The sequence below is a fragment of the Exobacillus caeni genome, assembly GCF_005747095.1.
Taxonomy (GTDB): Bacteria; Bacillota; Bacilli; order Bacillales; family Guptibacillaceae; genus Exobacillus; species Exobacillus caeni.
Genome location: NZ_SWLG01000021.1, coordinates 1 through 24243, shown reverse-complemented (window position 1 = coordinate 24243; position 24243 = coordinate 1). Strand labels below are relative to the sequence as shown.

Here is a 24243-nt window from a genome sequence, read left to right as displayed (position 1 = left end):
CATATTGAAGCGGTAATCTGTTAACTTATTTTTATATATTAACCAAGAGCAACATCTAACGTCATCATGATGGTAAAACCGATCATCAAGCTGACTGCCGATAAATCTTTGTTGCCGTTCTCCTGTGAACCTGGAATAACTTCTTCTGCCACGACGAAAATCATTGCCCCGGCAGCAAACGCGAGAGCATAAGGAAGAATCGGCTTCATTAAGCCTACAGCTGCAGCTCCGATTACTCCTGCTACAGGTTCCACAAGTGCAGAAGACTGTCCATACATGAAACTTTTTGTTCTGGACATTCCATCCCTTCTAAGTGGCATTGATACAGCCACACCTTCTGGAAAGTTTTGCAACCCTATGCCGATCGCTAAAGCGATTGCTCCGGCTAGTGATGCTGTATCATACCCTGCTGCGACTGCTCCGAATGCAACCCCTACCGCCAATCCTTCAGGGAAATTGTGAAGAGTAATTGCCATCACGAGCAAAAAGCTGCGTTGTTTGCCAGATTTCTTTCCATTTTTATCGGAAGGATGGGTATGAGGCATGTATTTATTAAGCAAAAAGATAAATAAACCTCCGAGAAGAAAGCCGATTGCAGCAACCAACCATGCAGGAAGGACATTATCATCTTGAGCCATTTCAATAGCGGGAGACAATAGGGACCAATAGCTAGCTGCGATCATTACTCCTCCCGCAAACCCTAACATAAAATCCATTAATTTTTCTTTTACCTTTTTAACGAAGAAAACGGAGGCAGCTCCAAGAGCAGTTACCCCCCATGTAAATGTAGTTGCAAGTAATGCTTGAATAATCGGTGATTGTTCTAGAAACCATTCCTTCATTCACTGTTCCTCTCCCTCTTGATGTACTTGTTTATCTGTTTCTTAATTCATAAGCGTTATAATAGGTATTTACCAGTAAATAAAAAAACTGAAACAACTTTTTGTAAAAGTCTTGTTTCAGTCTGAGAATCTTTCTATATTCTGCTTCAAACATGTAAAAAGTTAGGAGGAATGACGCAGTCCCCCGTTGGGCTTATTTGCCCAGGGGGGAGTGCATTCTGTCAAGTTCTTTTTGCTTGCATTTCCGCTCCTGCGTTTCTGTCTCCTGCATCTGAGAGTTCTTCTGAAAACTCTGCTGGCAATGCATTATCCATGTTTGCATATTCGCCTGATAACTCTTTTACTTCAGCCGAAGTCAAGTTCGTCTTATTTTTCTCTCGATCAGCCATTGTTTCCCTCCTTTATATCGTCTTTTTTATTTTTCCGTCGAACTATTAAAACATGCATTCTCTTTTATCTCCGAAAAGATTTTGTTTGAGACCAGTTTATATCCTAGTTCATTCGGATGGAGAGAATCGGAAAAGTATGTTGCTTTTTCTTTCCCTTTAAATAATTTCTGTGTACCGATATAATTGATGTTCTTTTTTTCAGAAGCAAGACTTTTTATTTCGTTGTTCCAATCCGCTATTACTCTGGATAGGCGAGTGTCTGCCAATTTTTCCGGATACGGATTATAAAGACCAACAAAATAAATCGGTGCTGTCCTGTTTTCCCGGCGAATCTTTGCGATTGTTTTCTTTAAATTGGAGCGATAGATTTTTTTGCCGGATTGCAGCTTTTCCGTGTTTAAGTTAAAAAGGCTTGTTCCTACACTGTTTAAAAAGTCATTCGTCCCTATGTTAACGATTATAATGTTTGCTTCTGATAACGCCTCTTTTACATTTATTGTTTCTAATCTTGCTAAAAGCTGTCTGCTCGTATCATCAGGAACACCATAATCTTCTACGTTCACGTTAAAATTGCACTTGCTTTCGTACAGCTTTTTAACGTCTCCTAAATAGCCATGGTCATCTGTGTCACCAATCCCAAAAGATAAAGAATCTCCAATCGAGGTGAATGTAACGTCTTTTTCAGCTAATCCGATATTATCTATTGTGCTTTCAAACATAGATTGAGCACTTGATGGAACTAGAATATAATATAGGCCTCCAATAAACAAAATGATAGCCATAAATACAGTTATTTGCCTTTTCAGAAATACTCCCTCCTTAAATAAAGATTTCTACACTATTTCCCGTTTTTCTTAAAAGTATTACACCTTCTAATATTTGAGAGGAGTTTCAAAAAATTGCCTTTCATTGGCACAGCTAATCCTTCCTGATAGAAAAGGGATGTTGGAACAAGACTGATTGAAAAAATTTGGCTACTTCCGAATAGGACAATCTTGTAAACGGAAAGAATATAAAACAAGGAGGCGGTCTAATGTTAACGGTGTTTGAAACTCTGTCACTGATGATTAGTTTCTCGATGCTGGTGATTGTGCTCCTTCAGTCTAACGACAAATCATCCTAAAAAGCTTCTTTCTTCCATCACCTTTAAGGGGTGATCTTTTTTTGCTTGTTGTAATTTCTGCTTTTGCATTACGGTAAATAAAAAAGAGACTGACACTTTGCTTTTGAGTCAGCCCCATTATGATAAAAAAGTTATTTCTTGCTATTGTTATCAAGGTCTATTTCAGTTTCTTCTATAGCTATTACTGTTTCATCCCCATTATTGGCGACAATCGCTTCACTGACAACATATTCGTCATCACTACTACTTGACGAGTGGTTTTTACTGCCTTTCATTTCACTCACTTTGTTCTTTGCCTGTTTGGTTTTGTTTGAAAAAGAGTCTTTGATCGTACTTGATTTTTCCTTTACGCTGTTTGTCAATTGCATTGTTTTTTCTCTTGCGGATTGCGTTTTCTCAGCAATGTCACTTCGCAACCCTTTACCAGTTTTTGGAGCATATAACAATGCAGCAGTAGCTCCAACTATACTTCCTGCCAAAATGCCAGTTGTAACCTGCTTCATAGTGGAGTGATTGTTAATCTTTACATCGTTCCCCTGTCTTCTTTGCAATCGTTCCTCTACTTCTGAAACAATCTCATTTACGGAACGTCCTCTGGCATCCACAATAGGCATATCCAGTCCCTGTGCTGTAATATCTTCACTATCTCTAACTACACAGCAATCATAGCCTTGCACTTTTTCTTCATCTTGAAACAACATTACTTTGAATCCATTTTCTTCAAGTCCTTGCTTCACATCAGTAAGTGGTTGTTCAACTGCTACTTTTGCCAACTAAATCGCCTCCTAAAACTATTGCTAATCAAATTTTACCCTCTGCCGATTCATGATAAACGAACTGTACGGTCCATACGGATAAATTCTCCGGAGATAACAGTTTGTTTTGTGACCGAGCAACTGTATAGGAAGTGTATGTTGGTAGAGATTACTTGTTTTAGATATTTGCAAGAGACTAAAAGCAAGGCAAAAGAAAAAAACCGGATTAAAATGGACTGGCAATGATTTGTCAGTCCATTTCAGCTTATATCAAGCTTTTAATAAATTCCTTGCACCTGCTGGCTATCAATTCTTTATCATTATCAAGCGTTGCGACATGGTAACTGTTTTTTAAATCTACAATTTCTTTTCTTTCAGATGATATTCCTTTATGTATTGTAGTGGAATTCTCTGGCGGAACGACATGGTCTTCTGAAGAGCGGAAAATAAGCGCCGGCATTTCTATCTTGGATAGGTTTTCCTTTGTTACTTCCATCAATTTCAAGATTTCCTGTATTGATTTTGTCGGTGTTTTTTCATAAGCAAGTTCCGATACTCCCGGTGCTTTTATATCTGACCCGATTGCATCCAGGAATCGCGGTTCTTCTTTTCCTCTCATCTGTTCTAAGTCAGGTAAGTGGATTGCAGCGTTAATCGGCATTATTCCTTTTACTTCCGAATGGTTTTCTGCCAGATAAAGTGTTAATGTTCCGCCCATGGATAAACCCGTGATAAAAACTTGATCACAACGCTCCAATAACCAGTTGTATCCCTCTTCGACTGATTTGATCCATTCCTCATATGTACTTCGTTCCATATCTTCATAATGGGTACCGTGCCCTTTTAAACGGGGACCGCAAACAGTGTAACCTTCTGAAGCGATTTCCTCTCCAAGGAAACGCATGCTTTGTGTAGAACCGGTAAAGCCATGTAGGACCAGAACGCCGACCTGATTTCCTTCAAAGTAAAATGGCTCCGCATCTTTGAGTACATTATGTTTTTCCATATGATATTCCCTCCTTTACATTTATTAGTTCGGGAAGTTTTTGTGGATTCCTCTATGAACGGCTGCTGGATATTATAAATACCATTTTATCTTCAGATAGCTTTTTCCTCCTTTTTCAATCATAATAATTGAAAATATGGAGGGATCCAGAAGGAAGTTTTCTGCATCCCAATTCTTTCCGTTTTCTTATTTTGCCATTGCAAATTGCGCACATGTCCTGGCACAATTCAAGCAAACACGAGCGCAATTTTGTGAATGCTGGTCAGGGAACTTAGCACATTCATTCCCGCACGTTTCACATATCATCGCACAAAGATGTGCCATGTGTCTTGCAAACATGCTTTCACGTGCAAGGAATTTCGCCATCATGGTACAAATATCTTTACAGTCATTCAATAATTCTAGCTGTGTTCTTCTTGGATTAAGATCCGGACATTGTCGAAGAATATGGGTAACCATATTCTCACAGGTAGCCTCACAGTGTTGAACCGTTGCTAATATATTGTGATCCATCATCCCCATTACCATGTTTTCGTTAACTTTATACGGACTTACATTTTGCATTCCCATTACCATGTTTTCGTTTCCGTTATATGGACGAACATTTTCCATCTGCATATCTGACAAATCTCCCCTTACATTTTGCTTCCTTTTAAAACTACAGTAAAAGGTATGCTATGTTGATTGTCTAGGTTCCATCAAATAATCAATGAGAACTTTAATTACTTGTATATAAAAACAGAAGGTTTTCAATTTTATTGAAAGCCTTCTGACTATTCCTTATTCAGGCTGGTTATTAAATCTACCTTCTAATGCAAACGGAGAATATACACCGTTATATTTCACAATTGTTACCATTCCATTGTTTGCATGAACGAGGTCATGACAATGGAACAACCAGTGCCCAGGATTATTTGCTTTGAAAATAATTTCATAGCTTTCTCCTGGCTTCACATTGATCAAGTCTTTTACCAGAGGCTTATCTAATTTCTTTCCATTTTTTGAAACGATTTGAAAGTGGTGGCCATGGAGATGCATCGGATGGTCAAGCATGCTATCGTTCGTCATGTTCACTCTGACGATGTCTCCCTTTTCTACGTTGATGTTTTCTGTATCCGGAAACGTTTCATCATTGATGGTAAAAGCCATTCCTCCCTGCATCATCCCCATGCTAACCCCTAAGTTCATGTTATATTCCACATCAGGTGATACATTATCATCGAACAGCGGGGTCATACTTCCGTATTCCGTGTATTCTAAAACGGAAGAATCTGAACCTGATCGGTTTTCCCCTCCAGCACTCCCTTTCGTTTGTATCGGGATCGATAGGTCTGATCCATCATCATTCGCCTCTTCTATTGTCCATGAACTTGATGTAGCACTAAACTCGACATCGATTCTTTCTCCGGGAGCAATTTCTAGAAGTTTACTTGTTTTATCACCATTGTTCACTGCTTTTCCATCGTTCCCAACCACTCTGTACTCCTGGCCGTCGAATGAAAGTGTCCTTTTCGCATAGCCCGCGTTAATCATTCGGAGCCTCACCGTTTCATTTTCCTTCACCTGGATCGGAGTGATGCTGTTTCCGGTTTTTCCGTTAACTGACAGGGTGTTATACATCATGTGGGTATCCATATCGCCGTTTCCCCTGCCGCCCATTCCTCCATCCATCATTCCTTTCATCTTACCGCCCATCATCCCTCCACCTTCTGAATCGTTCAAAGCCCATTCATCAAAGATAAGGACTTTATCAGCATCATAAGACTTTTGTTTTTCTTCTACGATGAAGGGTCCGTACAGTCCTTTATCAACCTGTTTTGAGCTCTGCTGGTGCGAGTGATACCAGTAGGTTCCTGCTTCTTGTGCTACAAATTCATAGGTGAAACTTTTTCCTGGCTGTACAGCGTTCTGCGTAACTCCTGGCACACCGTCCATCGGATTTGACAGCATAACACCGTGCCAGTGGATGGTGACCGGTTCATCGAGTTCATTGTTTAACGTGACACGAACCGAATCTCCTTGCTGCACCCGTATTTCTTCACCTGGAACGGTTCCATTATAAGTCCAGGCGTTAATTGTTGTGTTTTGATCAAGATGCCATTCTTCTTCTTGAGCCGTGATTGTGAATTCTTTCGCATTTTCTTTGTTCACATGATCGGCAAGCTCTGTAATACTCGTCTTACCCTTTTGATTTTCCTTCTCAGGTATCAATTCTTTCACACTATCCTGACATCCCGTTAAAATGAAAACTAGTCCAAAAATGGTTAGAAACAGCATTTTTTTTACCATAGATGCTCATCCTTTCTTCCCTTACCTAAATACCCCTGACCCTATTAAAACAACCAAAAAAAGAAGCGGATTTTCATTATCTGCTTTCTTGAGTAAAATCTATTACTGTAACGATTATAAAGAACAAATTTGAAGAAGCTGTGCATAAATGTTTAATAAAAAGTGAACTCCCCAATGCCAGGGGGAGTTCATCGTATTATTACTTAATTTTTCCTTTACTAGCTAACCCTTTCCAGTTCTCTCCATTGTCTTTTGTCAGATAAATACTGTTGTTCATCGTGAAGACGGCGAGTTCATCTTCTTTGTTTGGGTTTACAGCAATGTATAAAATGCCATCCTCTACTAGATCCGGCCCCTTGATCGTTGTTTTTTCACCGCCTTCAACTGGCTGCTTTATAATGTCTGGCTGGGTAGCAGCTTCAGCATACACCACTTCGTTCTCTGTCATCGTTGCTGCAGAAGCACCGACTGAGCCTTCAATCTTCTTGAACTCGTTCCCTTTATTGGTTGATAGAAAGACTCCGTCTGGTGAAGTGACGGCAACGACCTCTTCCTTATCTGGATGGGCAACAATTCCTCCTACCTTGTCAGGCAGGCCACCGAAACCGACTTCCTTCCAGTTTTCTCCATCATCATTGGAAAAGTAAACACCTGGCTTCAGTTTTGAATTCCCCTTCTGGTTTACAATGTAAATGGCATGGCTGTTATAGCCAACTGCCATGTAATGAAAGTCAGATTCTCCATAAAATCCAAGCTTTTCAAAAGACTTTCCTTTGTCTGTGCTTTTGATCAGCCCAAGAGGGTTTTTTAAGTCAGAACCTTCAGCAGGGTGGCCACTGCTGTAAAACCCATTATCGGTTGCAGAAAATCCCATGTAGTCGTGCTTTTCTTCAGTTTGTTCATACCACTTTTCATCCCTGTAGATCATGAGTCCATTATGTGTCGCTAAAAAAAGGCCCTCGTCTCCACCTGCATAACCGATGCCGTGAACGTGATCGATGGAGGAATCTTCGGCTACCTTGAAGATGTCCATTCCTGCGTCTTTATTCTCTTCGGTATTGTCTGTTTTATCATTTTCTTGAGAACTATCTGTGTGATTGTTTTCTTTTTCTTTTTGAACTGTATCGCCAGTATTTGAGCTGCTATCTGATGAGTTATTCTCTGCCTGGCATGCAGCCAAAAATAAATTTAATGCTAAGAACATTAGTGAAACTTTACTTTTCATTTGCTTCTAGCTCCTTTGATCGTTATTCCCATTTATATCCGACTCCCCAGATCGTTTTTAAATGCTGGTCGATTTGAAAGCCGGCTGTTCTGCATTTCTCTCGAATATTGCGGATATGAGAATCGATTGTTCTTCCCTCCGTTTCGGAGTCGAGTCCCCATACAATTTGTATTAAGTGGTCCCTGCTAAAAACCTTCCTTGGATTTTTAATAAAAATGCCCATCATCTCAAATTCAAGCGGTGTCAGAGGAATGTGTTGATCTTGGTATGCAAAAATATGCCGGTCGCCATCCCACAAAAGGCCACTTACTGTGATTTTCGAAGAATGGTCCTTTGTTGTTCTTCTGGTTACTGCTTCCATCCGGGCTACCAGCACTTCTTCATCAAAAGGCTTCGTTATATAATCATCTGCTCCGAGCTTGAGCCCTTTCACTACATCGACTTTTTGATCTCTTGCGGTCAACATAATGATCGGCACATCGCTTATCTCCCGTATTTTTTCACATGTCTGCCAGCCGTCCATTTCCGGCATCATAACATCGAGGAGAACGATATCAAAAGACTCATCCCCAATACTTTCGATCGCTTTTTTTCCACTCAATGCTTTTGTACAACGATAATTGTGTGGAGTTAAATAAAGACATATTAAATCCACCATCCGCTGTTCATCGTCGACGATCAGTACCTTTTTCAATCGAAACATCCTTTCCAGGAAGAAGGATTGTAATCTCTGTTCCTAATCCTATCTCGCTTTTTGCTTCTATTGTTCCCCCATGCTTTTCAACGATTTCTTTAGCTATGGACAACCCCAATCCAGATCCGCCATATTTTCTACTTCTGGATTTATCCACTCGATAAAGCCTGTCCCAAATATATGGAAGGTCTTTTTCAGGAATCCCTTCCCCTTCATCAATGACTGAAAAGCTAAGATTTTCAGACCTTTCTTCAACGTTAACTTTTACTCGCTTGTATGGAGCAGTAAAATGAAGTGAATTGTCCAGTAAATTAAGAATGACCTGCTCAAATCTTTCAGGGTCTACGTTCACCTTATAGTAATCTTTGCACTCTACATGTAATCTTACCTCTTTTTCATCATACGCTGGCTTGATTTTACTAATCACCAGCTGCAAAAGGCTACATAGATTAACCTCTTGTTTTTCAATCTTGAAACCATGCTGGTCCATCTTTGCCATTTCAAACAGGTCTTTCACGAGATTAGCGATATGACCGGATTCTTCCTGGATGATCGATAGATATCTCCCTCTTTCTTCTGCCGTAATCAAAGGCCTTTGGGCAATGTCTGCATAGCCTTTTAAGTAAGTTAACGGAGTTCGTAATTCATGGGAAATGCTCGCCAAAAAATCCGTTCTTTCATTTTTCAATCGATATAAATCATCAGACAAAGTTTGAATAGATCTTGCCAGCTCTCCTAATTCGTCGCTACGGTTACTCGCTAGCTGCACATCATGCTTTCCCCTACTGAGCTTTTTCGTTGCCTCTTTCATTTTGATGAGAGGATCAGCAAGGAACCGAGAAAGAAAAAAGACTGTTACCAATGAAATTATTATCGCTAAAGCACCAACAATGAGAAATTGGTACGCCAGGTTATCCCTGACTTCTCTTATAGAATTAGTATCTAAAAACATATAGACATAGCCTTTAACACCTTGATCCTGAATAATAGGTGAAACGGTAGCCAAATAAGGTTCAGCCTCCCAGTTACCTTTCACAACCAATCCCTGTTTATTTATGTTCTGTTCTTGATTAATGATCTCCGTCATTTTTGAGTTCAAAGGATTAGAATATGCAAGAACATTTTTAGATTGATCTGTAATAACTACCATTGTTTCGGCTTCTGATTCCATTAAAGCTACATGGTCGATCGTTGGCCTGTCAAAATGATTAATTAGAACATCCCTGTGACTGTTGCCTCTTGACAGCAAGGCATCTGTCTCAGCCTGCATCCGTTCAAATAAAAAGCCAGAATAGAGAAAGACAAAAAGAATGCCCTCTAAAACAAAAAAGATAGACAAAAACAGTACACCCAGTTTGAATGAGATTTTATTGAACATAAGTCCTCCAGTTTTTTGGATACACTATGACTTCATCACTATATCTTACATTTTTGAAGAAACTGTGCAGATGCTAAATATGAATGATTTTCCTAATTAAGGAAACCTTAACATACTACGAACTCATTATAGCACTTAAAACTTCTAAGGCATCGGAGGGATGTTATAATGCTGGGCTCTTTTGATATCACGGTTATCGTTACCTCGATATTTGTGGGATTTGTATCAAGAGGAATAAGCTTGAAAGAAGATTTCAGGCAATACCCAAGTTATCCAAACGGTTATATGATCCATTTGATTACAGGCTTTGTAGCAGCTTCTCTTGGTGCGGTTGCATTACCGGCATTATTAAGTAAAAACTTTGTTGCTGTTACTTTTCTTACGCTTGCAATCCAGCAGTTTCGGGATGTAAGAAAAACAGAAAAAGAAAGTCTCGAAAGTCTTGAGCAAACAGAATATACATATCGAGGAAGTGCTTATATTGACGGCATTGCTAAAACCTTCGAAGCTAGAAATTACATGGCTTTAGTAACTGCTTTGCTAACATCAATAGTCATTCACATACTTTCCAACTTCACCCCAATAAATAAATGGGTTTCGCTTCTATTGGGAATTACTGCAGGTTTTTTCTCGCTTTATTTTCTAATTCGATTCTCAAAAGGAAAAACAATTGGCGACATTGCAGATGTCAGAACAGGAACAGTTGAGGTTAAGGACTCAGAATTGTTTGTTGACGATATTTATGTAAGTAACCTGCTTGGGACCGACAACGCTGAAAAGCTTATAAGTGAAGAAGGTATGGCAGTGGTCATATATCCAAGAGAGAGCCACTTCAGAATTAATCTGGATAATTTTGGACAAAGACAGGCAGCGTTGTTTGAAGCTACAAGGGCACTTGGTGTTAAAAGATATCATTTTACCAGAAAGGATTATGAGAAAGGACGTGTTGTCATAGCTCTTGTTCCTCTAAAAAAGGATCAGGATGCCTTGATTGAAGTCGTTAAGAAATGCCCGCTTCTTGAAAGTGTGAAAAAATCACATTCTGTTATGAAGACAAACATGGGAGGGAAAAAATAATGGGCAGAGAAGCGTCAACGAAACCTTCTTATGAGATATTCGCTTATTTAACTCTTAATAAAGAGAGAATAATTGCAGGAGGGGTTCTATGCCTTTATGCAGAAAATGAAAAAGACCTTAAGACAATGACAAGGGATATCGCCAAGGGGCTGAAAGCCGATGTTGTTAAATTAACCAATGGCGATTATATGGTTATTCGAATATAACTTCGCCACCTTTAATCCAGTTGAAAAAAGAGTTGATAGAATCAACTCTTTTTTCGGGTATACCATTAATTTTTCATTGCAAGTTTTACTGCGAAATAAACAACAACGCCTATTGCTAGAATGTTAATCAACCAGGCGAAGAGCCCAAATCCCATTCCCATTCCGTAGCCGCCCATCATGCCGCCATAACCACCCATCATGGCTGATCACCTCTTAAAAATTATTGTTGGTACATCATCCCACCGTTCATGTGCTCGCCCATTTCTTGAAAATTATTGCTTGGTGCCGCTCCATTAGTCCCGTGGCAAGTGTTGTACATTTCCTTTACTTCCTGTTTTGTCATCCCAGGGTGCATTTCTTGCATATACTTTTGAGCTTGACCAAAATTAACGTTATTGTTTCCTGGATTACCATGTGCAAGGGCTGCATTCCCTGGACCTATCACAAACAATAATGTTGCTAAAATAACGATCATATTCTTTTTCATTTGATCAACTCCCTTTCTTTTTCTATCTTTAAGGTAATCCTTTTTTTTCGAGAAATCGTGCAGAACTTAAGAATAGATTGTGAAATATTAAATAAAAAAAAGAGACCGATTTTAATCCCGGCCTCTTACTATTTTCTCATTCACTATAATATCCTAATTTTTAACATCATATCCCTGTTCTTCAACAGCTTCTTTCATCTGTTCTAGTGAAACTTGATTCGGATTATAAGTAACCTCTGCGTTGTTTTGCTCAAGATTCACTTGGACATTTTCAACTCCGTTTAATTCCTGTAATGAGTTGGTTACAGCTTGCTTACAATGTCCGCACGTCATTCCTTCAATCTGAAGCGTAATATTTTCCATCATCTAACCTCCCGATATTAGAAATCTTATTACCCTTTCAGAATACTAAAGAAATGAGGATTGTTAAAACAGTTTGCTTTCTATTAAGTATTAGGAGAGATTAAACATATATTTATCTTTAAAAAGCATCAGAGCCGTCCTTTAAACTGGCCGGTATCAGAATAATTCGGAGTTACAGAAACGGAAAAACTTCTATTTATAGAAAGAAAGTTTGCTTTTATTCATGTCAGGGAAAAAAGTACTAACAGTTAAAAGTTTTAAGGAGCGTTAGTATATGATGAGATATAACTTTACTCACTGGGAATGGTATGATTTTGATCATGTTGACCAGGTTGAACAGGAAAAAAATTTATTGATGAGAGAGAATGTTCCGGAATGGATAAAAAAAGTACAGAACCAAAGGGAAATCGTTTCCCATGTCGACTTTCCGGGACAGAGAAATGCAGTTATGTATGGCTCTTTGCATATAAATTACGCAGATAAGGAAAAAAACAACATTGTTTATGTTTATATTGAAAATAACCTGCTCATAACAGTAGGTATGGATTTTTCAAAGGTAAAAACAATCGATAAGAAATCAATGATTAAAGAAATGGACTTTACTGATACCGCACCAAAAGGTTTCTTGCGAATTATTGGTGAGATATTAAACAGCTTTTTAATCGAGTTGCATCCGACAGGGGAACATATTAAGCTAATGCATGAAAAAATTAGTCAAAACAAACGTGCAAATCATCTTGACCAAATCTATAAGTTTCGTTTTAAACTGCTTAAATGGGATGATTTAAATGCAGCTTTAAAAGATTTGCAGATTGCTCTGCAGGAAGCGTTTCTAGATCAAATAGATGACACACAGGAATTTAAGTATATTCAAAAAAGGATACAACGGCTCGATCTTTTGAACAAAAACTATGAAAAAGACCTTGATACTCTTAGAGACTTGAATAATGGATTAGTCTCATATCGTGGTAACGAGATTATGAAAACCCTGACAGTTTTCACTGTATTGATAACCCCTATATCCGCTTTAGGAGCGTTATGGGGAATGAACTTTAAATACATGCCGGAACTCGATTGGAAGTGGGGTTACTTATTTGCTTTAATTACTATCGTAACAAGTTCTGGAATTATTTTTGGCTGGCTCCATAAAAAAGGATGGACAGGAAACATTTTACGCGGCCGAAAAAAAAATTCATACACAAAATAGAGGTCCAGAGAATATCTCTGAACCTCTTTCCTTTTATGGAAGGACTGTTTCACCCATCAAAAAACGATCTACTTCTCTTGCTGCTCCACGGCCTTCATTGATCGCCCAGACAATCAAGCTTTGACCTCTTCGAACATCTCCGGCAGCAAATACGCCTTCTACATTTGTAGTGTACTTATCGAATTCAGCTTTAACGTTATTTCTTTCATCCTGCTCCAGGCTAAAGTGCTCGACAACTTCTTGTTCTGGACCGGTAAAACCGATCGCGATTAGAACAAGATCAACTGGCCAAACCTTCTCTGTTCCGGGTATTTCTTTTGTAAAGACATTCCCGTTGTCATCTGTATATTTTTCGATTTGAACTGTATGAAGTTCTTTTACCTGGCCATTTTCATCACCAACAAATTTCTTTGTCATAATAGAGTACTCACGCGGATCTTTCCCAAGACTAACGGTCGCTTCTTCATATGCATAATCCAATGTAAACACCCGAGGAAATTCTGGCCACATGTTTTGTTCGTTTCTTTCATAAGGAAGCTGCGGGTGTTTACCAAATTGGTGTATAGATTTACACTTATGGCGTAATGCAGTTGCAACACAGTCTGCGCCAGTATCTCCTCCGCCTATAACAATGACATTTTTACCTTCTGCAGAAATATATTCTCCGTTTTCCAGATTAGAGTCTAACAGGCTCTTTGTATTTTTAGTAAGGTATTCCATCGCGATATGGATACCATTCAGATTTCTGCCCTTCATTGGCAAGTCACGCTGTTTTTGTGCGCCGGTACAAAGGATAGTTGCATCAAATTTTTCTTTCAGCTCATCCTGTGTAATGTCTTTTCCAACTTCCGTGTTTGGAACAAAGGTAATTCCTTCTTTCTTAAGCAGGTTGATGCGCCGTTCAACAATTCGTTTTTCCAGTTTCATGTTTGGAATTCCATACATTAAAAGTCCGCCGATACGATCTGCTTTTTCATAAACTGTTACTTCATGGCCTGCCTTATTCAGTTGATCAGCTGCGGCGAGTCCCGCTGGCCCTGATCCGATAACAGCAACCTTTTTCCCGGTTCTTTTTTCAGGCGGATTCGGAACAATCCATCCTTCTTCAAACCCTTTATCAATGATCGCTTTTTCAATACTTTTGATCGCTACAGCAGGGTCACTGATCGCTACTGTACAAGACCCTTCACACGGAGCAGGACAAACTCTTCCAGTGAATTCAGGAAAGTTATTTGTCTTCACTAAACGATCAAGCGCTTCTTTCCATTTTCCCATGTAAACAAGGTGATTCCATTCGGGAATAAGATTATATAACGGGCATCCTGACGGGCTACCGTTTACATCGATTCCAGTGTGGCAAAACGGGGTGCCGCAATCCATGCAGCGAGCCCCCTGTTTTTGCAGTTTTTCTTCTTTCATTGGAATTTGGTATTCTTCCCAATCTTTAAGGCGAGTTTTGGGATTTCGCTCTTCTGCCACTTCACGTTCATAGTCCATAAATCCTGTTGTCTTTCCCATAACCTACCTCCTTTTATACTGGCTCAAGATTACTCGATTTAGTTGTTTGTAAATTTTCTTTTTTGTTTTGCTGGAATACATGCATCGCTGCTTCTTCAGGACGATATCCTTGCTGTTCCATCTTATCGATGGATTCTTTGACTCTTCTAAACTCTTTTGGAATGACCTTTACAAATTGCGGTACGATATCATTCCAGTTATGAAGTATATAATTTGCCTTTAGGCTGTTTGTATAATCTGCGTGTTTTTGAATCATTTTCTTCACTTCAACGATTTCTTCATAATTATCCAATGGTTCGAATGCAATCATTTCTTTATTACAGCTTTGTTTAAACTGTTCAGGACTTTCAGCAAGGACGTATGCAATACCACCAGACATACCTGCAGCAAAGTTCTTTCCAACATTGCCAAGGATAATTGCCCGGCCGCCAGTCATATATTCACAACCGTTATCGCCGATCCCTTCGACTACTGCCTTGACACCACTATTTCGGACACAGAATCTTTCTCCGGCAAGGCCGCGAATGTATGCTTCACCTGATGTTGAACCGAAAAAGGAAACATTACCTATGATCGTACTCTGTTCAGGAACGATGGAAGTTCCCTCAGAAGGCTGGACGATAATCTTGCCTCCTGACAATCCTTTTCCGACATAATCGTTGGCATCGCCTTTCAGGTTTAAGGTAACTCCTTTAGGGACAAAGGCACCGAAGCTCTGGCCAGCAGACCCTTTGAATTCAAAGTTAATCGTGTCTTCAGGAAGTCCTTCCGCACCGTATCTCTTCGTAATTTCATGACCAAGTATTGTTCCAGTAACGCGATTCGTATTTGAAATTTTGAAAGATCCCTTGACTGCTTTTTGTTCCTCAAGCGCTGGACGGGAGTATGGTAATAATGCTTTCATATCTAAAGACTGGTCAAGCTTATGGTCCTGTTCCTTCGTACAGTATCTTCCAACATTTTCCGGAAGTTTTGGCTGATAAAGAAGAGATGAAAGGTCAAGATCCTTTGCCTTCCAGTGTGTTTTAGTTCTTTCGCTTACCTCTAATATATCTGTTCTTCCAACCATTTCATTGATCGTTTTAAATCCTAGTTCTGCCATTAACTCTCTTACTTCTTGAGCGATAAAAGTTAAATAGTTGACAACATGTTGAGGGTCGCCGATGTATTTTTTTCTCAGTTCCGGATTTTGTGTTGCAATTCCAACAGGGCATGTATCAAGGTGGCAAGCTCTCATCAGAACGCATCCAAGAACTACAAGGGGTGCTGTAGAGAAACCGAATTCTTCGGCTCCAAGTAATGAAGCCATGATGACATCGCGCCCTGTCATTAACTTGCCATCAGCCTCAATCATCACGCGGTCGCGCAAGTCGTTTAGCAGCAAGGTTTGATGCGTTTCAGCAAGCCCAAGCTCCCATGGAAGACCAGCGTGTTTAATACTTGTTCTTGCAGCGGCTCCTGTTCCACCCTCATATCCGCTGATAAGGATTTTATCAGCAAGGCCTTTTGCTACTCCTGCAGCGATCGTGCCAACACCAGCTTTCGCAACCAGCTTTACACTTATCTTTGCTGATGGATTTGCGTTTTTAAGATCATGGATCAATTGTGCAAGATCTTCGATTGAATAAATGTCATGGTGTGGAGGTGGTGAAATCAATCCAACACCAGGTGTAGAACCACGCACTTCAGCAATCCATGGGTAAACCTTTTTACCCGGAAGTTGACCGCCTTCACCGGGTTTTGCACCCTGAGCCATTTTTATTTGTATTTCGTCTGCATTGGTCAAGTAGTGGCTCGAAACGCCAAATCTTCCAGATGCAACCTGTTTTATCGCACTTCTGCGGAGGTCTCCGTTTTCATCAGGAGTAAATCGACCTGGATCTTCGCCGCCTTCTCCACTGTTACTTTTTCCGCCAATACGGTTCATGGCAATAGCGAGTGTTTCATGTGCTTCTTCACTCAATGCTCCATAAGACATCGCTCCAGTCTTAAACCTTTTAAGAATCGATTCAACTGATTCTACTTCATCGATCGAAACTGGCTCACGGTCTTTTTTAAATTCAAAAGCATTTCTTATAAAGGCAAGTTGTTCTGTATTTGCCATTTCACTGTATCTCTTATACAAACTATAATCATTGCGTCGTGCAGCGTGTTGGAGTGTGTGGATTGTCTTCGGATTGAACGCATGGTATTCCCCGTTACTTCTCCACTGAAGTTCACCACCGGCATCCAGGACATGGTCCTTATACTGATGGTCATTAAAACCTTGTTTATGACGCAAGAGGGTTTCTTTTGCAATTGTGTCTAATTTTATACCACCGATTTGGCTTGATGTTCTTGTAAAATATTTATCGATAACAGACTGATCAACACCAATCGCTTCAAATATCTGGGCTCCACGATAACTCTGAATAGTAGAGATACCCATCTTGGATAATACTTTAACGATTCCGTTGGTAGCTGCAGCAATATATTTACGTACAGCAGTTTCGAGTGGCATCTCTGGAATCAATTCTTGTTTTATCATTTCATTAATTGTCGCAATTCCTAAATAAGGATTGATGGCATCTGCACCATAGCCGATCAGCATAGCAAAATGATGTACATCCCTTGCTTCACCCGTTTCTACTATAATGCTCACTTTTGAACGGGAACCATTATTAACTAGATGATGATGGAGGCCGCTGACAGCCAGTAATACAGGGATGCTTGCGTACTGCTCATCCATTTCACGATCAGATAAAACCAACAACTTATTTCCAGCTTCGATTGCCTGATCCGCTTTCTTAAACAACTTATGCAGTGCAATTTCTAGCTCAGTTTCACCTTTAGCAGCGTCAAAAAGGATAGGCAGTGTTTTTGTTTGAAACGCTTTTAAAGGAAGAGATTTAATACCCGCAAGTTCCGTATTGGAAATAATCGGTGTTTCCAGTCGTATCCTTCTGCTGTGTTCTGGACCAGGATTCAACAGATTGTGTTCAGCACCAAGTAATGTCATTGTTGAAGTTACCGATTCCTCACGTATCGCATCGATCGGCGGATTGGTAACCTGTGCAAAAAGCTGCTTAAAATAATTAAACAAAAGTTGTGGGCGATTTGATAGAACGGCAAGCGGTACATCGTTCCCCATCGAACCAACAGGATCTTTTCCTTCTGTCACCATTGGCGCAATGTTTTTTGTTAATTCTTCGTAGGTGTACCCGTAAGCAACTTGCTTTTTAAAAAGTTGCCTTTCTTCTTTCATAATTTCAGCCTGATCAATTTCTTCAATCTCGTTCAATTGGATAAGGTTCTCTTCAAGCCAATCACGATACGGCTTTTCTGTAGCAACCTGCTCCTTCACTTCATCATCAGGCACGATCCGTCCTTGTTCAAGATCAATAAAGAGCATTTTCCCTGGAGCTAATCGTCCTTTTTCGATAATGTTTTCTTCTGGAACTTCCAATACACCGGCTTCTGAAGCGTAAATGATATGATCATCCGATGTCACATAGTATCTAGCTGGACGCAGGCCGTTTCTATCCAACATAGCTCCAATCTTTCTGCCATCCGTGAAAACAATAGAAGTAGGACCGTCCCACGGTTCCATCAAACAACTATGATATTCATAAAATGCTTTCTTGGGGTCTGTCATTGTATCGTCTTTATCCCATGCCTCCGGGATCATCATCATGGCTGCATGAGGAAGGGAATAGCCAGCCATTGTCAAGAATTCCAGTGCATTATCAAGCATGGAAGAATCGCTTCCGTCTGAATTTACAATTGGAGTTATTTTTGAAATATCATCACCAAACAACTCTGAAGAAATCATTTTTTCCCTGGAAAGCATCCAGTTAACGTTTCCACGAAGCGTGTTTATTTCTCCGTTATGAATGAGGAAACGGTTCGGATGCGCTCTTTCCCAACTCGGGAAGGTGTTCGTACTAAAACGAGAATGGACAAGAGCAAACGCAGATTTGAAGTTTGGGTCTGATAGGTCTAAATAAAAGTCGTCGACCTGCTCGGGTGTTACCATCCCTTTATATACAATGGTTTGATTTGATAAGCTTGCAAAATAGAATGTCGCCGTTCCGATTTCTTCCGTTTCAGCAACTCGTTTTTCACTGATTTTTCTTACTAAATATAACTTTCTTTCAAACTCGTCTATTGAAGTGCTATTTTCTTTTCCAATAAAGACCTGGCGAATGAAAGGTTGTGTGATCTGAGCTGATTCCCCAATCACAGTTGGATTAACCGGCACGTCCCTCCATCCTAAAAGCTGAAGGCCTTCATTTTGAATGGTTTCTTCCACGATATGTTCACAATAACGTCTTTTGGAATCTTCAACAGGTAAAAAAAGCATCCCAATTCCATATTCCTGGGAAGCCGGTAGAGCGAAGTCACATTTTTGTTTAAAATATTCATGCGGTATCTGAAGCATGATTCCTGCTCCATCACCAGTATCTGGATCACTCCCCTGACCGCCACGGTGTTCCATGTTACGAAGCATCTCCAGTCCGTTTTCAACCGTTTCATGAGAGGAATTTCCTTTAATATTGGCATAAAGACCAATTCCACACGCGTCATGTTCGTTAATCGGGTCATATAATCCTTGTTTTACCGGGAATTCTTTCTTTATCATTCGGTCACCCCTCACTATCCACATTTTTTGGTTTCTCTGTAGTAGATCTTTTTATATAAACAAAAAAGAAAATAAGTTAATATTCAATCAAATGAATATTATTTCTTTTCCTAAATGTTATAATGAATGCCTGAAGATAGATTTTACTTACGTAATTGTATATCAGGCAATTTATACGAATTGTTTAAATATTCTATTTCAATTGTACAGTTTTCAAACTGATGCTTTCAATATATAATTTAGATTAAATCAATCTAATTTTGATATATATAGAGTTGAAGGTGAGATATATATGGAACTAAGACAGATTCAATATTTCCTAGAGGTAGCAAAACGGGAGCATGTTACTGAGGCTGCTCATGAACTTCATGTAGCCCAATCGGCAATCAGCAGGCAAATCGCCAATTTGGAATCAGAGCTTGGGGTTCAGCTTTTTGTTAGGGAAGGACGAAATGTCCGATTAACACCAGTGGCAAGAATCTTCATGGAACACGTACAAGTCGCAATGGCGGAAATTGACAAAGCGAAGCAAGAAGTATATGAATTTCTCAATCCGGAAACAGGTACAATTCGAATCGGCTTTCCAAACAGCCTTGCAGCAAAGACGTTACCAACTGTGATATCGGCGTTCAGGAATGAACATCCAAGTATCGGTTTTCAGCTCAGGCAGGGATCTGTGAAAGATTTAACAGATGCTGTTGTAAAAGGAGAAATCGATCTCGCATTTGTATCCCCTGTACCAACAGCAAGAACAGAAATAAAAGGGAATATCTTATTTACCGAAAAAATGATGGGCTTACTCCCCCGCTCCCACGAACTCGCAGAGGAACCTGCCATAAGGTTAGGGCAGCTGAAAAATGACCAGTTTGTTATTTTTAGGCCGGGGTATTCGCTTCGTAACCTTGTAGTAAATGCCTGCCAGCAAGTCGGATTCAAACCCAGGGTCGCATTCGAAGGAGAGGATGTCGACACAATTAAAGGGCTTGTCTCTGCTGGACTTGGCGTCAGCCTGCTCCCTGAAATAACACTCGTGGACAATATTCCACCTGAAGCAGTAAAAAAGGAAATTCTTGAACCGAATGTCACAAGGTCGGTGGGAATCATTATACCAACTAATCGTGAACTTGCACCAACTGAAAAAAAATTCTTTGAGTTTCTTAAAAACTTCTATGAAGTTCTTAATCGCTTCGGCCAATAATAAAGCAAATACCAATAAAACATCCCTCGATCGGGATGTTTTATTGGTAGAGGGGATTTATGTTATCCACAATTTTGCGGGGGCCAGACCCCCTTGTTCACTCTCTCACAAAGCCGCCTTCGGAATGGATGATCTGTCCGGTGATCCATTCTGCTTCTTCACTAGCTAGAAATCGTATTAATCGGGCTGCATCCTCTGGCTGTCCCGTTCTACCTAACGGGAACTTTGAGATAAGTTGTTGTTTGATCGGTTCGGCCATCCATCCAGTATCGGTAGGTCCAGGGTTAACAGCATTAACAGTAATTCCTTTTGATGCTACTCCAGCTGAAAGCGATGTTGTGAATGCCTCGACCGCTCCTTTAGTGGCTGCATAAGCAAGCTCCGCTGGCATTGGGCCTCTGGACTGCCCTGAAGTCAAATTGATAATTCTTCCTTGTACAGCCGCTGCTTTTTCAAATCGACGGACGAATTCAAGACTTAACATAATCGTTCCCCGTACATTAACCGCATAATGAGCATCAAGCTCTTTAAAATCTAAATTCTCAACATTATTGCCGGTGCTGTATGCTGCGTTATTTACAAGAATGGAAACTGGCCCCAGTTCCTCTTCTGCCATATCCAGGATTGACGAAGGTGCAGTATCCTCAGCTAAATCAGCTTCCATCGAAAAACAACGAACACCATATTTTTTAATTGCCCGCTTGATTTCCTCAGGCTCCCTATCATCAACATTCCATTCCATCGAGTGGTCATACCTGGTCAAGTAGGTGAAAAAAATATCTGTACCTGCTTCTGCAAGTTTATAGCATATAGCTGCACCAATTCCTTTTTGGCGGCCAACTCCTGTTATTAATGCCGTCTTTCCTCTAAGATCAGAATAAAAAGCCAATTTTCTTGCCCCCATTTCTATTCCTTATTAAAAACACTGTTTTTCAGATATGATACTTTAGTAATCAGATTTACTATGTAACAATCTGGTGGTCCTGCTTCCTAAGTTGTTTAAGTCTTTAGTTATTTTTTCTGTATCTATTTTATCAAATTTGCTAGCTTACAAAGTAGCCTGACCGGGAAACATCCCCTGTCAGGCAAAGGTGGAGATCCCTTTTTTCTTGTAATAACCAGAAAGAAATTATAGGAGCATCGGCATGGCTTTTTAGCCCTGTTTTAAATTTATATAAAAATTTTTCCTGATTCTCACTATCTCTCTTATACTCGTCCAATCTTCTTCCATTCCAAAACATACAATAGAATATAAACTAGAATCATGAAAGGAAATAGAATATGCCCTCTATTATTTTAGGCCCTGTTAAAATCAATTCAGTCGAAGGAGTTCTCGTAACCGGCGATAGTTTTAATACGTCGCCAAAAAGTACAAGCAAAACCTTTGCAGGATCGGGTGCGTTTAACACAGGAGATTTCCATACCGTTGTCAACGGTGCAAGTAACTCTAACACTTCCAATCCAAATGTTACAGAAGGGAATATTTCTGGCAGTGTTTAAAAAGGGCCAACCGGAATGTTCCGGGGCCCTTTTGCTTTTAAAATACTTTTTCTGTTTCTCTAGCAGGCAATTTCAATAATAAACCAAACAATAGACCAAGTAAAAATATGAAACTGCTTGCTAAATACATATGTGCATAACCCTGTAATAGCATCTCACGGACAGGGCCTGGAATAGCTTTACCTGTGAAGCTACCATGCGCTCCGCCATTTGCTGGAGTGGATGCAGCAATAAAACCTACCAGGATGATAGGACCAAGCGATGTGCCTATTGAACGGAACAGACTGACAAGAGACAGCGCGACGCTCGATTCTGACTCAGGCGTTAATTCAAGAATAATGTAATTAAGCGGAGTACCCATCGTAAAGCCGATCCCCACCCCGGCTAAAATCATTCCAAGAGATAAAGTGAACCAACCTTCTGCCAGATAAACAAATGTTAAAGAACCTAAAAGACTCAAAGTAAATCCAGTAAGCACGACCTGTTTCGAACCCCACTTGTCAAGCAAAATTCCTCCTATAGGTGCGGCAAAGCCGGATGCCACTGCAAGAATCGTCATGACATATCCGCCTCTTCCCTGTTTTAAAGCTAATAAAATTTCTGAAAAAGATGGAATGAAAATCATACTGATGATGCCGATTCCGGTGATCATGGAGATAATTAAGGCAATGACAATATTCCGATTTTGAAAATAACTAAGTTTTAAAATAGGATCCTCCGCCCTTTTTTCTACCAAGACCAATGGAAGAACCAGGATCAAACCTACTGCTAAGTATGGCCAGACTGAAGTACTTGCCAAGGATGCTGACAAATTTCCAGTATCAATGTTCGTTAGCCCATATAAAAGATTGATAATGATAACAGAAAGCAGAATTGCTCCACTGATATCCAGTGACGATGTATGCGCTTCGTTTTCTTCTTTTGGTAGCTTTAAACCAAGAATTAGGATAAGAATGACAAAGGGAACATTCACCCAAAAAATCCATCTCCAGTTCAGCTGATCTACAAAAAATCCGCCTGCATTCGGGCCAAGAATCGTTGCGATTCCAAACATGGCACCGACGAGCCCCAATGCCATTCCCCTTTTTTCTTTCGGGAAGCTGTTCCCGATTACAGCATTAGCGATCGGAATTATTCCCCCGCTACCCAGGGCCTGTACAGCGCGTCCTGTTAACAGCATACCTAAAGAATTGCTGAATCCAGAGATTAGTGAACCAATACCAAATAAACTAATACCAATCAAGAAAATCTTTTTTCTGCCGTAAATGTCTGAAAGCTTTCCAACAATCGGCATGCTTACTGCATAGACAAGGGTATAGATTGTAATTACCCATACGGACCATTTCAATCCAATGTTTAACTCCTCGATCAATGTTGTTAAAGCTGGAGATATAATACCAGAATCCAACGCCCCAAGAAAAACTCCAAGTAAGAAAGTGATCAATATAAATCTCAAATTTCGGTCCATTATAAAATCCTCCTCTGCAAATATGTGCAAAGTTCCATATGTAATTATGGCATAAATAATTAACGGAGAAAAGCAGGAATGTGCGTTAACATAAAAAAACAATGTAAAATAGCACTAGATATTGATGTAATTACAAGGAGGAAGCATATGTCACTGATCGAGTCTTTCGAAAACTATCCTTTAATAGAAACTGCTAATTACAGATTACTTGAACCTACACCGACTAATGCAAAAGATTTGTTTGCCTTTTTATCCGACAAAGAAACAATGAAATTCATTTCACCTCACCCGGTTGAAACGATACAGGATGTAACTGTTATGATAGAAAAAAAGAAAACTAACTATAAAGAAAACAAAGAAATCGCCTGGTTCATCGTTCACAAGTTGTCTAACGAAGTAATAGGTCTTTTTCGCCTTCATAAACTGAACTTATGGCATAAGAAAACTGAGATGGGCGTAATCTTAAAAAAGCAATGGCATAATCAAGATGTGATGTCTGAATTATTTCCAGGAATCCTATCTTTTTGTTTTAGAAAACTTCACTTAAACCGGGTTGTAGGTGATATATTTGCGGAAAATATTGCTTCTCAAAAAATATTAGAAAAGTATGGATTTAAAAAGGAAGGTCAACTAAGACAAACGGACTTTGATGGAGAAAGCTTCCATGACACAATCGTCTATTCTCTATTGAGCAAAGAATATAATTACGCAAAATAAATTTTTAGTAGGAAAACCCTTCGGTCGGGACAAAACAGTGTATTACTAATTAATAGGAACATGTGAAATTTACAAAAACTTTAAAAAGGGGCTGACCCAAAAGGATAAAGTATCCTTTTGAAGGTCGCCCCTTCTTTTTTCGCTGAAAACATAAAAGAACCGTCCTTTTTCTGTATAATT

At 39.7% G+C, this 24243-nt stretch carries 24 protein-coding genes; 7 read left to right on the top strand and 17 right to left on the bottom strand.

From position 1 onward, the window contains the following. Positions 1-38 precede the first annotated feature (38 nt). The 3 genes from FCL54_RS20340 to FCL54_RS20335 all read right to left on the bottom strand — a co-directional run bounded on the left by FCL54_RS20340 (position 39) and on the right by FCL54_RS20335 (position 1950). A complete protein-coding gene (locus tag FCL54_RS20340) occupies positions 39-842 on the bottom strand; it encodes a ZIP family metal transporter (RefSeq protein ID WP_138128899.1) in 804 nt (267 codons plus the stop codon). A 221-nt stretch (positions 843-1063) separates the two neighbouring features. Then, positions 1064-1231: a hypothetical protein gene (locus FCL54_RS24155; protein ID WP_171016944.1), complete on the bottom strand. Its 168-nt coding sequence runs from the start codon at positions 1229-1231 to the stop codon at positions 1064-1066. A gap of 26 nt (positions 1232-1257) precedes the next feature. Continuing rightward, on the bottom strand, positions 1258-1950 hold the full coding sequence (locus FCL54_RS20335) for a GDSL-type esterase/lipase family protein (RefSeq protein WP_171016943.1): 693 nt from the start codon (positions 1948-1950) through the stop codon (positions 1258-1260). A 314-nt stretch (positions 1951-2264) separates the two neighbouring features. Between FCL54_RS20335 and FCL54_RS24485 the strand changes: the two genes are divergently transcribed. After that, positions 2265-2354 carry a putative holin-like toxin gene (locus tag FCL54_RS24485; RefSeq protein WP_246055374.1) on the top strand — a complete coding sequence of 30 codons (90 nt, stop codon included), beginning with the start codon at positions 2265-2267 and terminating at the stop codon, positions 2352-2354. Between the two features lie 131 nt (positions 2355-2485). Here FCL54_RS24485 and FCL54_RS20330 read toward each other — a convergent pair whose 3' ends face one another. The 7 genes from FCL54_RS20330 to FCL54_RS20300 form a co-directional block, all read right to left on the bottom strand. Continuing rightward, positions 2486-3127 (bottom strand): YkuS family protein, encoded by a 642-nt coding sequence (locus FCL54_RS20330; RefSeq protein ID WP_138128895.1) that lies wholly within the window; start codon positions 3125-3127, stop codon positions 2486-2488. Positions 3128-3374: 247 nt separating this feature from the next. Beyond that, the gene (locus FCL54_RS20325) at positions 3375-4115 is read right to left on the bottom strand and encodes an alpha/beta hydrolase (RefSeq protein WP_138128893.1); all 741 of its coding nucleotides are present in this window, start codon (positions 4113-4115) and stop codon (positions 3375-3377) included. A gap of 186 nt (positions 4116-4301) precedes the next feature. After that, positions 4302-4733 carry a four-helix bundle copper-binding protein gene (locus tag FCL54_RS20320; RefSeq protein WP_246055373.1) on the bottom strand — a complete coding sequence of 144 codons (432 nt, stop codon included), beginning with the start codon at positions 4731-4733 and terminating at the stop codon, positions 4302-4304. A 162-nt stretch (positions 4734-4895) separates the two neighbouring features. Further along, positions 4896-6404, bottom strand: a complete 1509-nt coding sequence (locus tag FCL54_RS20315) for a multicopper oxidase family protein (RefSeq protein WP_138128891.1) — start codon at positions 6402-6404, stop codon at positions 4896-4898. Positions 6405-6603: 199 nt separating this feature from the next. Continuing rightward, positions 6604-7629 carry a F510_1955 family glycosylhydrolase gene (locus tag FCL54_RS20310; protein ID WP_138128889.1) on the bottom strand — a complete coding sequence of 342 codons (1026 nt, stop codon included), beginning with the start codon at positions 7627-7629 and terminating at the stop codon, positions 6604-6606. A gap of 22 nt (positions 7630-7651) precedes the next feature. Then, complete coding sequence (locus tag FCL54_RS20305; protein ID WP_171016942.1) at positions 7652-8323, bottom strand: response regulator transcription factor; 672 nt, start codon at positions 8321-8323, stop codon at positions 7652-7654. Continuing rightward, positions 8295-9701, bottom strand: a complete 1407-nt coding sequence (locus FCL54_RS20300; protein WP_138128887.1) for a sensor histidine kinase — start codon at positions 9699-9701, stop codon at positions 8295-8297. Before FCL54_RS20300 ends, FCL54_RS20305 begins: the two co-directional genes overlap by 29 nt. Before the next feature lie 168 nt (positions 9702-9869). On the opposite strand from FCL54_RS20300, the gene FCL54_RS20295 reads away from it, so the two are divergent. Next, complete coding sequence (locus FCL54_RS20295; protein WP_138128885.1) at positions 9870-10778, top strand: YIEGIA family protein; 909 nt, start codon at positions 9870-9872, stop codon at positions 10776-10778. Beyond that, entirely contained in the window at positions 10778-10984 is a 207-nt protein-coding gene (locus FCL54_RS20290) for a capping complex subunit for YIEGIA (protein WP_138128883.1), read from the top strand. The genes FCL54_RS20295 and FCL54_RS20290 overlap by 1 nt, the downstream gene beginning before the upstream one ends. Before the next feature lie 65 nt (positions 10985-11049). Here FCL54_RS20290 and FCL54_RS24685 read toward each other — a convergent pair whose 3' ends face one another. From FCL54_RS24685 to copZ, 3 genes are all read right to left on the bottom strand, one after another. Next, entirely contained in the window at positions 11050-11184 is a 135-nt protein-coding gene (locus tag FCL54_RS24685) for a hypothetical protein (protein WP_281281400.1), read from the bottom strand. A gap of 20 nt (positions 11185-11204) precedes the next feature. After that, a complete protein-coding gene (locus FCL54_RS20285) occupies positions 11205-11471 on the bottom strand; it encodes a hypothetical protein (RefSeq protein WP_138128881.1) in 267 nt (88 codons plus the stop codon). 153 nt (positions 11472-11624) lie between these two features. Next, positions 11625-11834 carry a copper chaperone CopZ gene (gene copZ / locus FCL54_RS20280; RefSeq protein WP_138128879.1) on the bottom strand — a complete coding sequence of 70 codons (210 nt, stop codon included), beginning with the start codon at positions 11832-11834 and terminating at the stop codon, positions 11625-11627. Between the two features lie 274 nt (positions 11835-12108). Here copZ and FCL54_RS20275 point away from each other — a divergent pair, with 274 nt between their 5' ends. Then, complete coding sequence (locus FCL54_RS20275; protein WP_138128877.1) at positions 12109-13041, top strand: magnesium transporter CorA family protein; 933 nt, start codon at positions 12109-12111, stop codon at positions 13039-13041. A 33-nt stretch (positions 13042-13074) separates the two neighbouring features. Here the strand turns inward: FCL54_RS20275 and FCL54_RS20270 are convergent, their stop codons facing one another. Both FCL54_RS20270 and gltB read right to left on the bottom strand, forming a co-directional pair. After that, positions 13075-14559, bottom strand: coding sequence for a glutamate synthase subunit beta (locus FCL54_RS20270; RefSeq protein WP_138128875.1), 1485 nt, complete (start codon positions 14557-14559; stop codon positions 13075-13077). A 13-nt stretch (positions 14560-14572) separates the two neighbouring features. Continuing rightward, positions 14573-19180, bottom strand: coding sequence for a glutamate synthase large subunit (gene gltB / locus FCL54_RS20265; protein WP_138128873.1), 4608 nt, complete (start codon positions 19178-19180; stop codon positions 14573-14575). Positions 19181-19472: 292 nt separating this feature from the next. On the opposite strand from gltB, the gene gltC reads away from it, so the two are divergent. Continuing rightward, positions 19473-20378: a glutamate biosynthesis transcriptional regulator GltC gene (gene gltC, locus FCL54_RS20260; RefSeq protein ID WP_138128871.1), complete on the top strand. Its 906-nt coding sequence runs from the start codon at positions 19473-19475 to the stop codon at positions 20376-20378. A 97-nt stretch (positions 20379-20475) separates the two neighbouring features. Here gltC and FCL54_RS20255 read toward each other — a convergent pair whose 3' ends face one another. Beyond that, positions 20476-21267 carry an SDR family oxidoreductase gene (locus FCL54_RS20255; protein WP_246055372.1) on the bottom strand — a complete coding sequence of 264 codons (792 nt, stop codon included), beginning with the start codon at positions 21265-21267 and terminating at the stop codon, positions 20476-20478. A gap of 392 nt (positions 21268-21659) precedes the next feature. Between FCL54_RS20255 and FCL54_RS20250 the strand changes: the two genes are divergently transcribed. Continuing rightward, positions 21660-21878 (top strand): spore germination protein, encoded by a 219-nt coding sequence (locus FCL54_RS20250; protein ID WP_138128867.1) that lies wholly within the window; start codon positions 21660-21662, stop codon positions 21876-21878. A gap of 37 nt (positions 21879-21915) precedes the next feature. Here the strand turns inward: FCL54_RS20250 and FCL54_RS20245 are convergent, their stop codons facing one another. After that, positions 21916-23346 carry an MFS transporter gene (locus FCL54_RS20245; protein ID WP_138128865.1) on the bottom strand — a complete coding sequence of 477 codons (1431 nt, stop codon included), beginning with the start codon at positions 23344-23346 and terminating at the stop codon, positions 21916-21918. A gap of 147 nt (positions 23347-23493) precedes the next feature. Between FCL54_RS20245 and FCL54_RS20240 the strand changes: the two genes are divergently transcribed. Further along, on the top strand, positions 23494-24063 hold the full coding sequence (locus FCL54_RS20240; RefSeq protein ID WP_138128863.1) for a GNAT family N-acetyltransferase: 570 nt from the start codon (positions 23494-23496) through the stop codon (positions 24061-24063). Positions 24064-24243: the final 180 nt, after the last annotated feature.

Excerpts from the sequence above, each read along its gene's own strand:
- FCL54_RS20310 (WP_138128889.1), bottom strand. The coding sequence starts at position 7,629 with ATGAAAAGTAAAGTTTCACTAATGTTCTTAGCATTAAATTTATTTTTG.
- FCL54_RS24485 (WP_246055374.1), top strand. The coding sequence starts at position 2,265 with ATGTTAACGGTGTTTGAAACTCTGTCACTGATGATTAGTTTCTCGATG.
- FCL54_RS24155 (WP_171016944.1), bottom strand. The coding sequence starts at position 1,231 with ATGGCTGATCGAGAGAAAAATAAGACGAACTTGACTTCGGCTGAAGTA.
- FCL54_RS20270 (WP_138128875.1), bottom strand. The coding sequence starts at position 14,559 with ATGGGAAAGACAACAGGATTTATGGACTATGAACGTGAAGTGGCAGAA.
- FCL54_RS20295 (WP_138128885.1), top strand. The coding sequence starts at position 9,870 with ATGCTGGGCTCTTTTGATATCACGGTTATCGTTACCTCGATATTTGTG.
- FCL54_RS20240 (WP_138128863.1), top strand. The coding sequence starts at position 23,494 with ATGTCACTGATCGAGTCTTTCGAAAACTATCCTTTAATAGAAACTGCT.
- FCL54_RS20250 (WP_138128867.1), top strand. The coding sequence starts at position 21,660 with ATGCCCTCTATTATTTTAGGCCCTGTTAAAATCAATTCAGTCGAAGGA.
- FCL54_RS20275 (WP_138128877.1), top strand. The coding sequence starts at position 12,109 with ATGATGAGATATAACTTTACTCACTGGGAATGGTATGATTTTGATCAT.
- gltB (WP_138128873.1), bottom strand. The coding sequence starts at position 19,180 with ATGATAAAGAAAGAATTCCCGGTAAAACAAGGATTATATGACCCGATT.
- FCL54_RS20320 (WP_246055373.1), bottom strand. The coding sequence starts at position 4,733 with ATGCAGATGGAAAATGTTCGTCCATATAACGGAAACGAAAACATGGTA.
- copZ (WP_138128879.1), bottom strand. The coding sequence starts at position 11,834 with ATGGAAAATATTACGCTTCAGATTGAAGGAATGACGTGCGGACATTGT.
- FCL54_RS20325 (WP_138128893.1), bottom strand. The coding sequence starts at position 4,115 with ATGGAAAAACATAATGTACTCAAAGATGCGGAGCCATTTTACTTTGAA.
- FCL54_RS24685 (WP_281281400.1), bottom strand. The coding sequence starts at position 11,184 with ATGATGGGTGGTTATGGCGGCATGATGGGCGGCTACGGAATGGGAATG.
- gltC (WP_138128871.1), top strand. The coding sequence starts at position 19,473 with ATGGAACTAAGACAGATTCAATATTTCCTAGAGGTAGCAAAACGGGAG.
- FCL54_RS20300 (WP_138128887.1), bottom strand. The coding sequence starts at position 9,701 with ATGTTCAATAAAATCTCATTCAAACTGGGTGTACTGTTTTTGTCTATC.
- FCL54_RS20315 (WP_138128891.1), bottom strand. The coding sequence starts at position 6,404 with ATGGTAAAAAAAATGCTGTTTCTAACCATTTTTGGACTAGTTTTCATT.
- FCL54_RS20245 (WP_138128865.1), bottom strand. The coding sequence starts at position 23,346 with ATGGACCGAAATTTGAGATTTATATTGATCACTTTCTTACTTGGAGTT.
- FCL54_RS20285 (WP_138128881.1), bottom strand. The coding sequence starts at position 11,471 with ATGAAAAAGAATATGATCGTTATTTTAGCAACATTATTGTTTGTGATA.
- FCL54_RS20340 (WP_138128899.1), bottom strand. The coding sequence starts at position 842 with ATGAAGGAATGGTTTCTAGAACAATCACCGATTATTCAAGCATTACTT.
- FCL54_RS20290 (WP_138128883.1), top strand. The coding sequence starts at position 10,778 with ATGGGCAGAGAAGCGTCAACGAAACCTTCTTATGAGATATTCGCTTAT.
- FCL54_RS20335 (WP_171016943.1), bottom strand. The coding sequence starts at position 1,950 with ATGTTTGAAAGCACAATAGATAATATCGGATTAGCTGAAAAAGACGTT.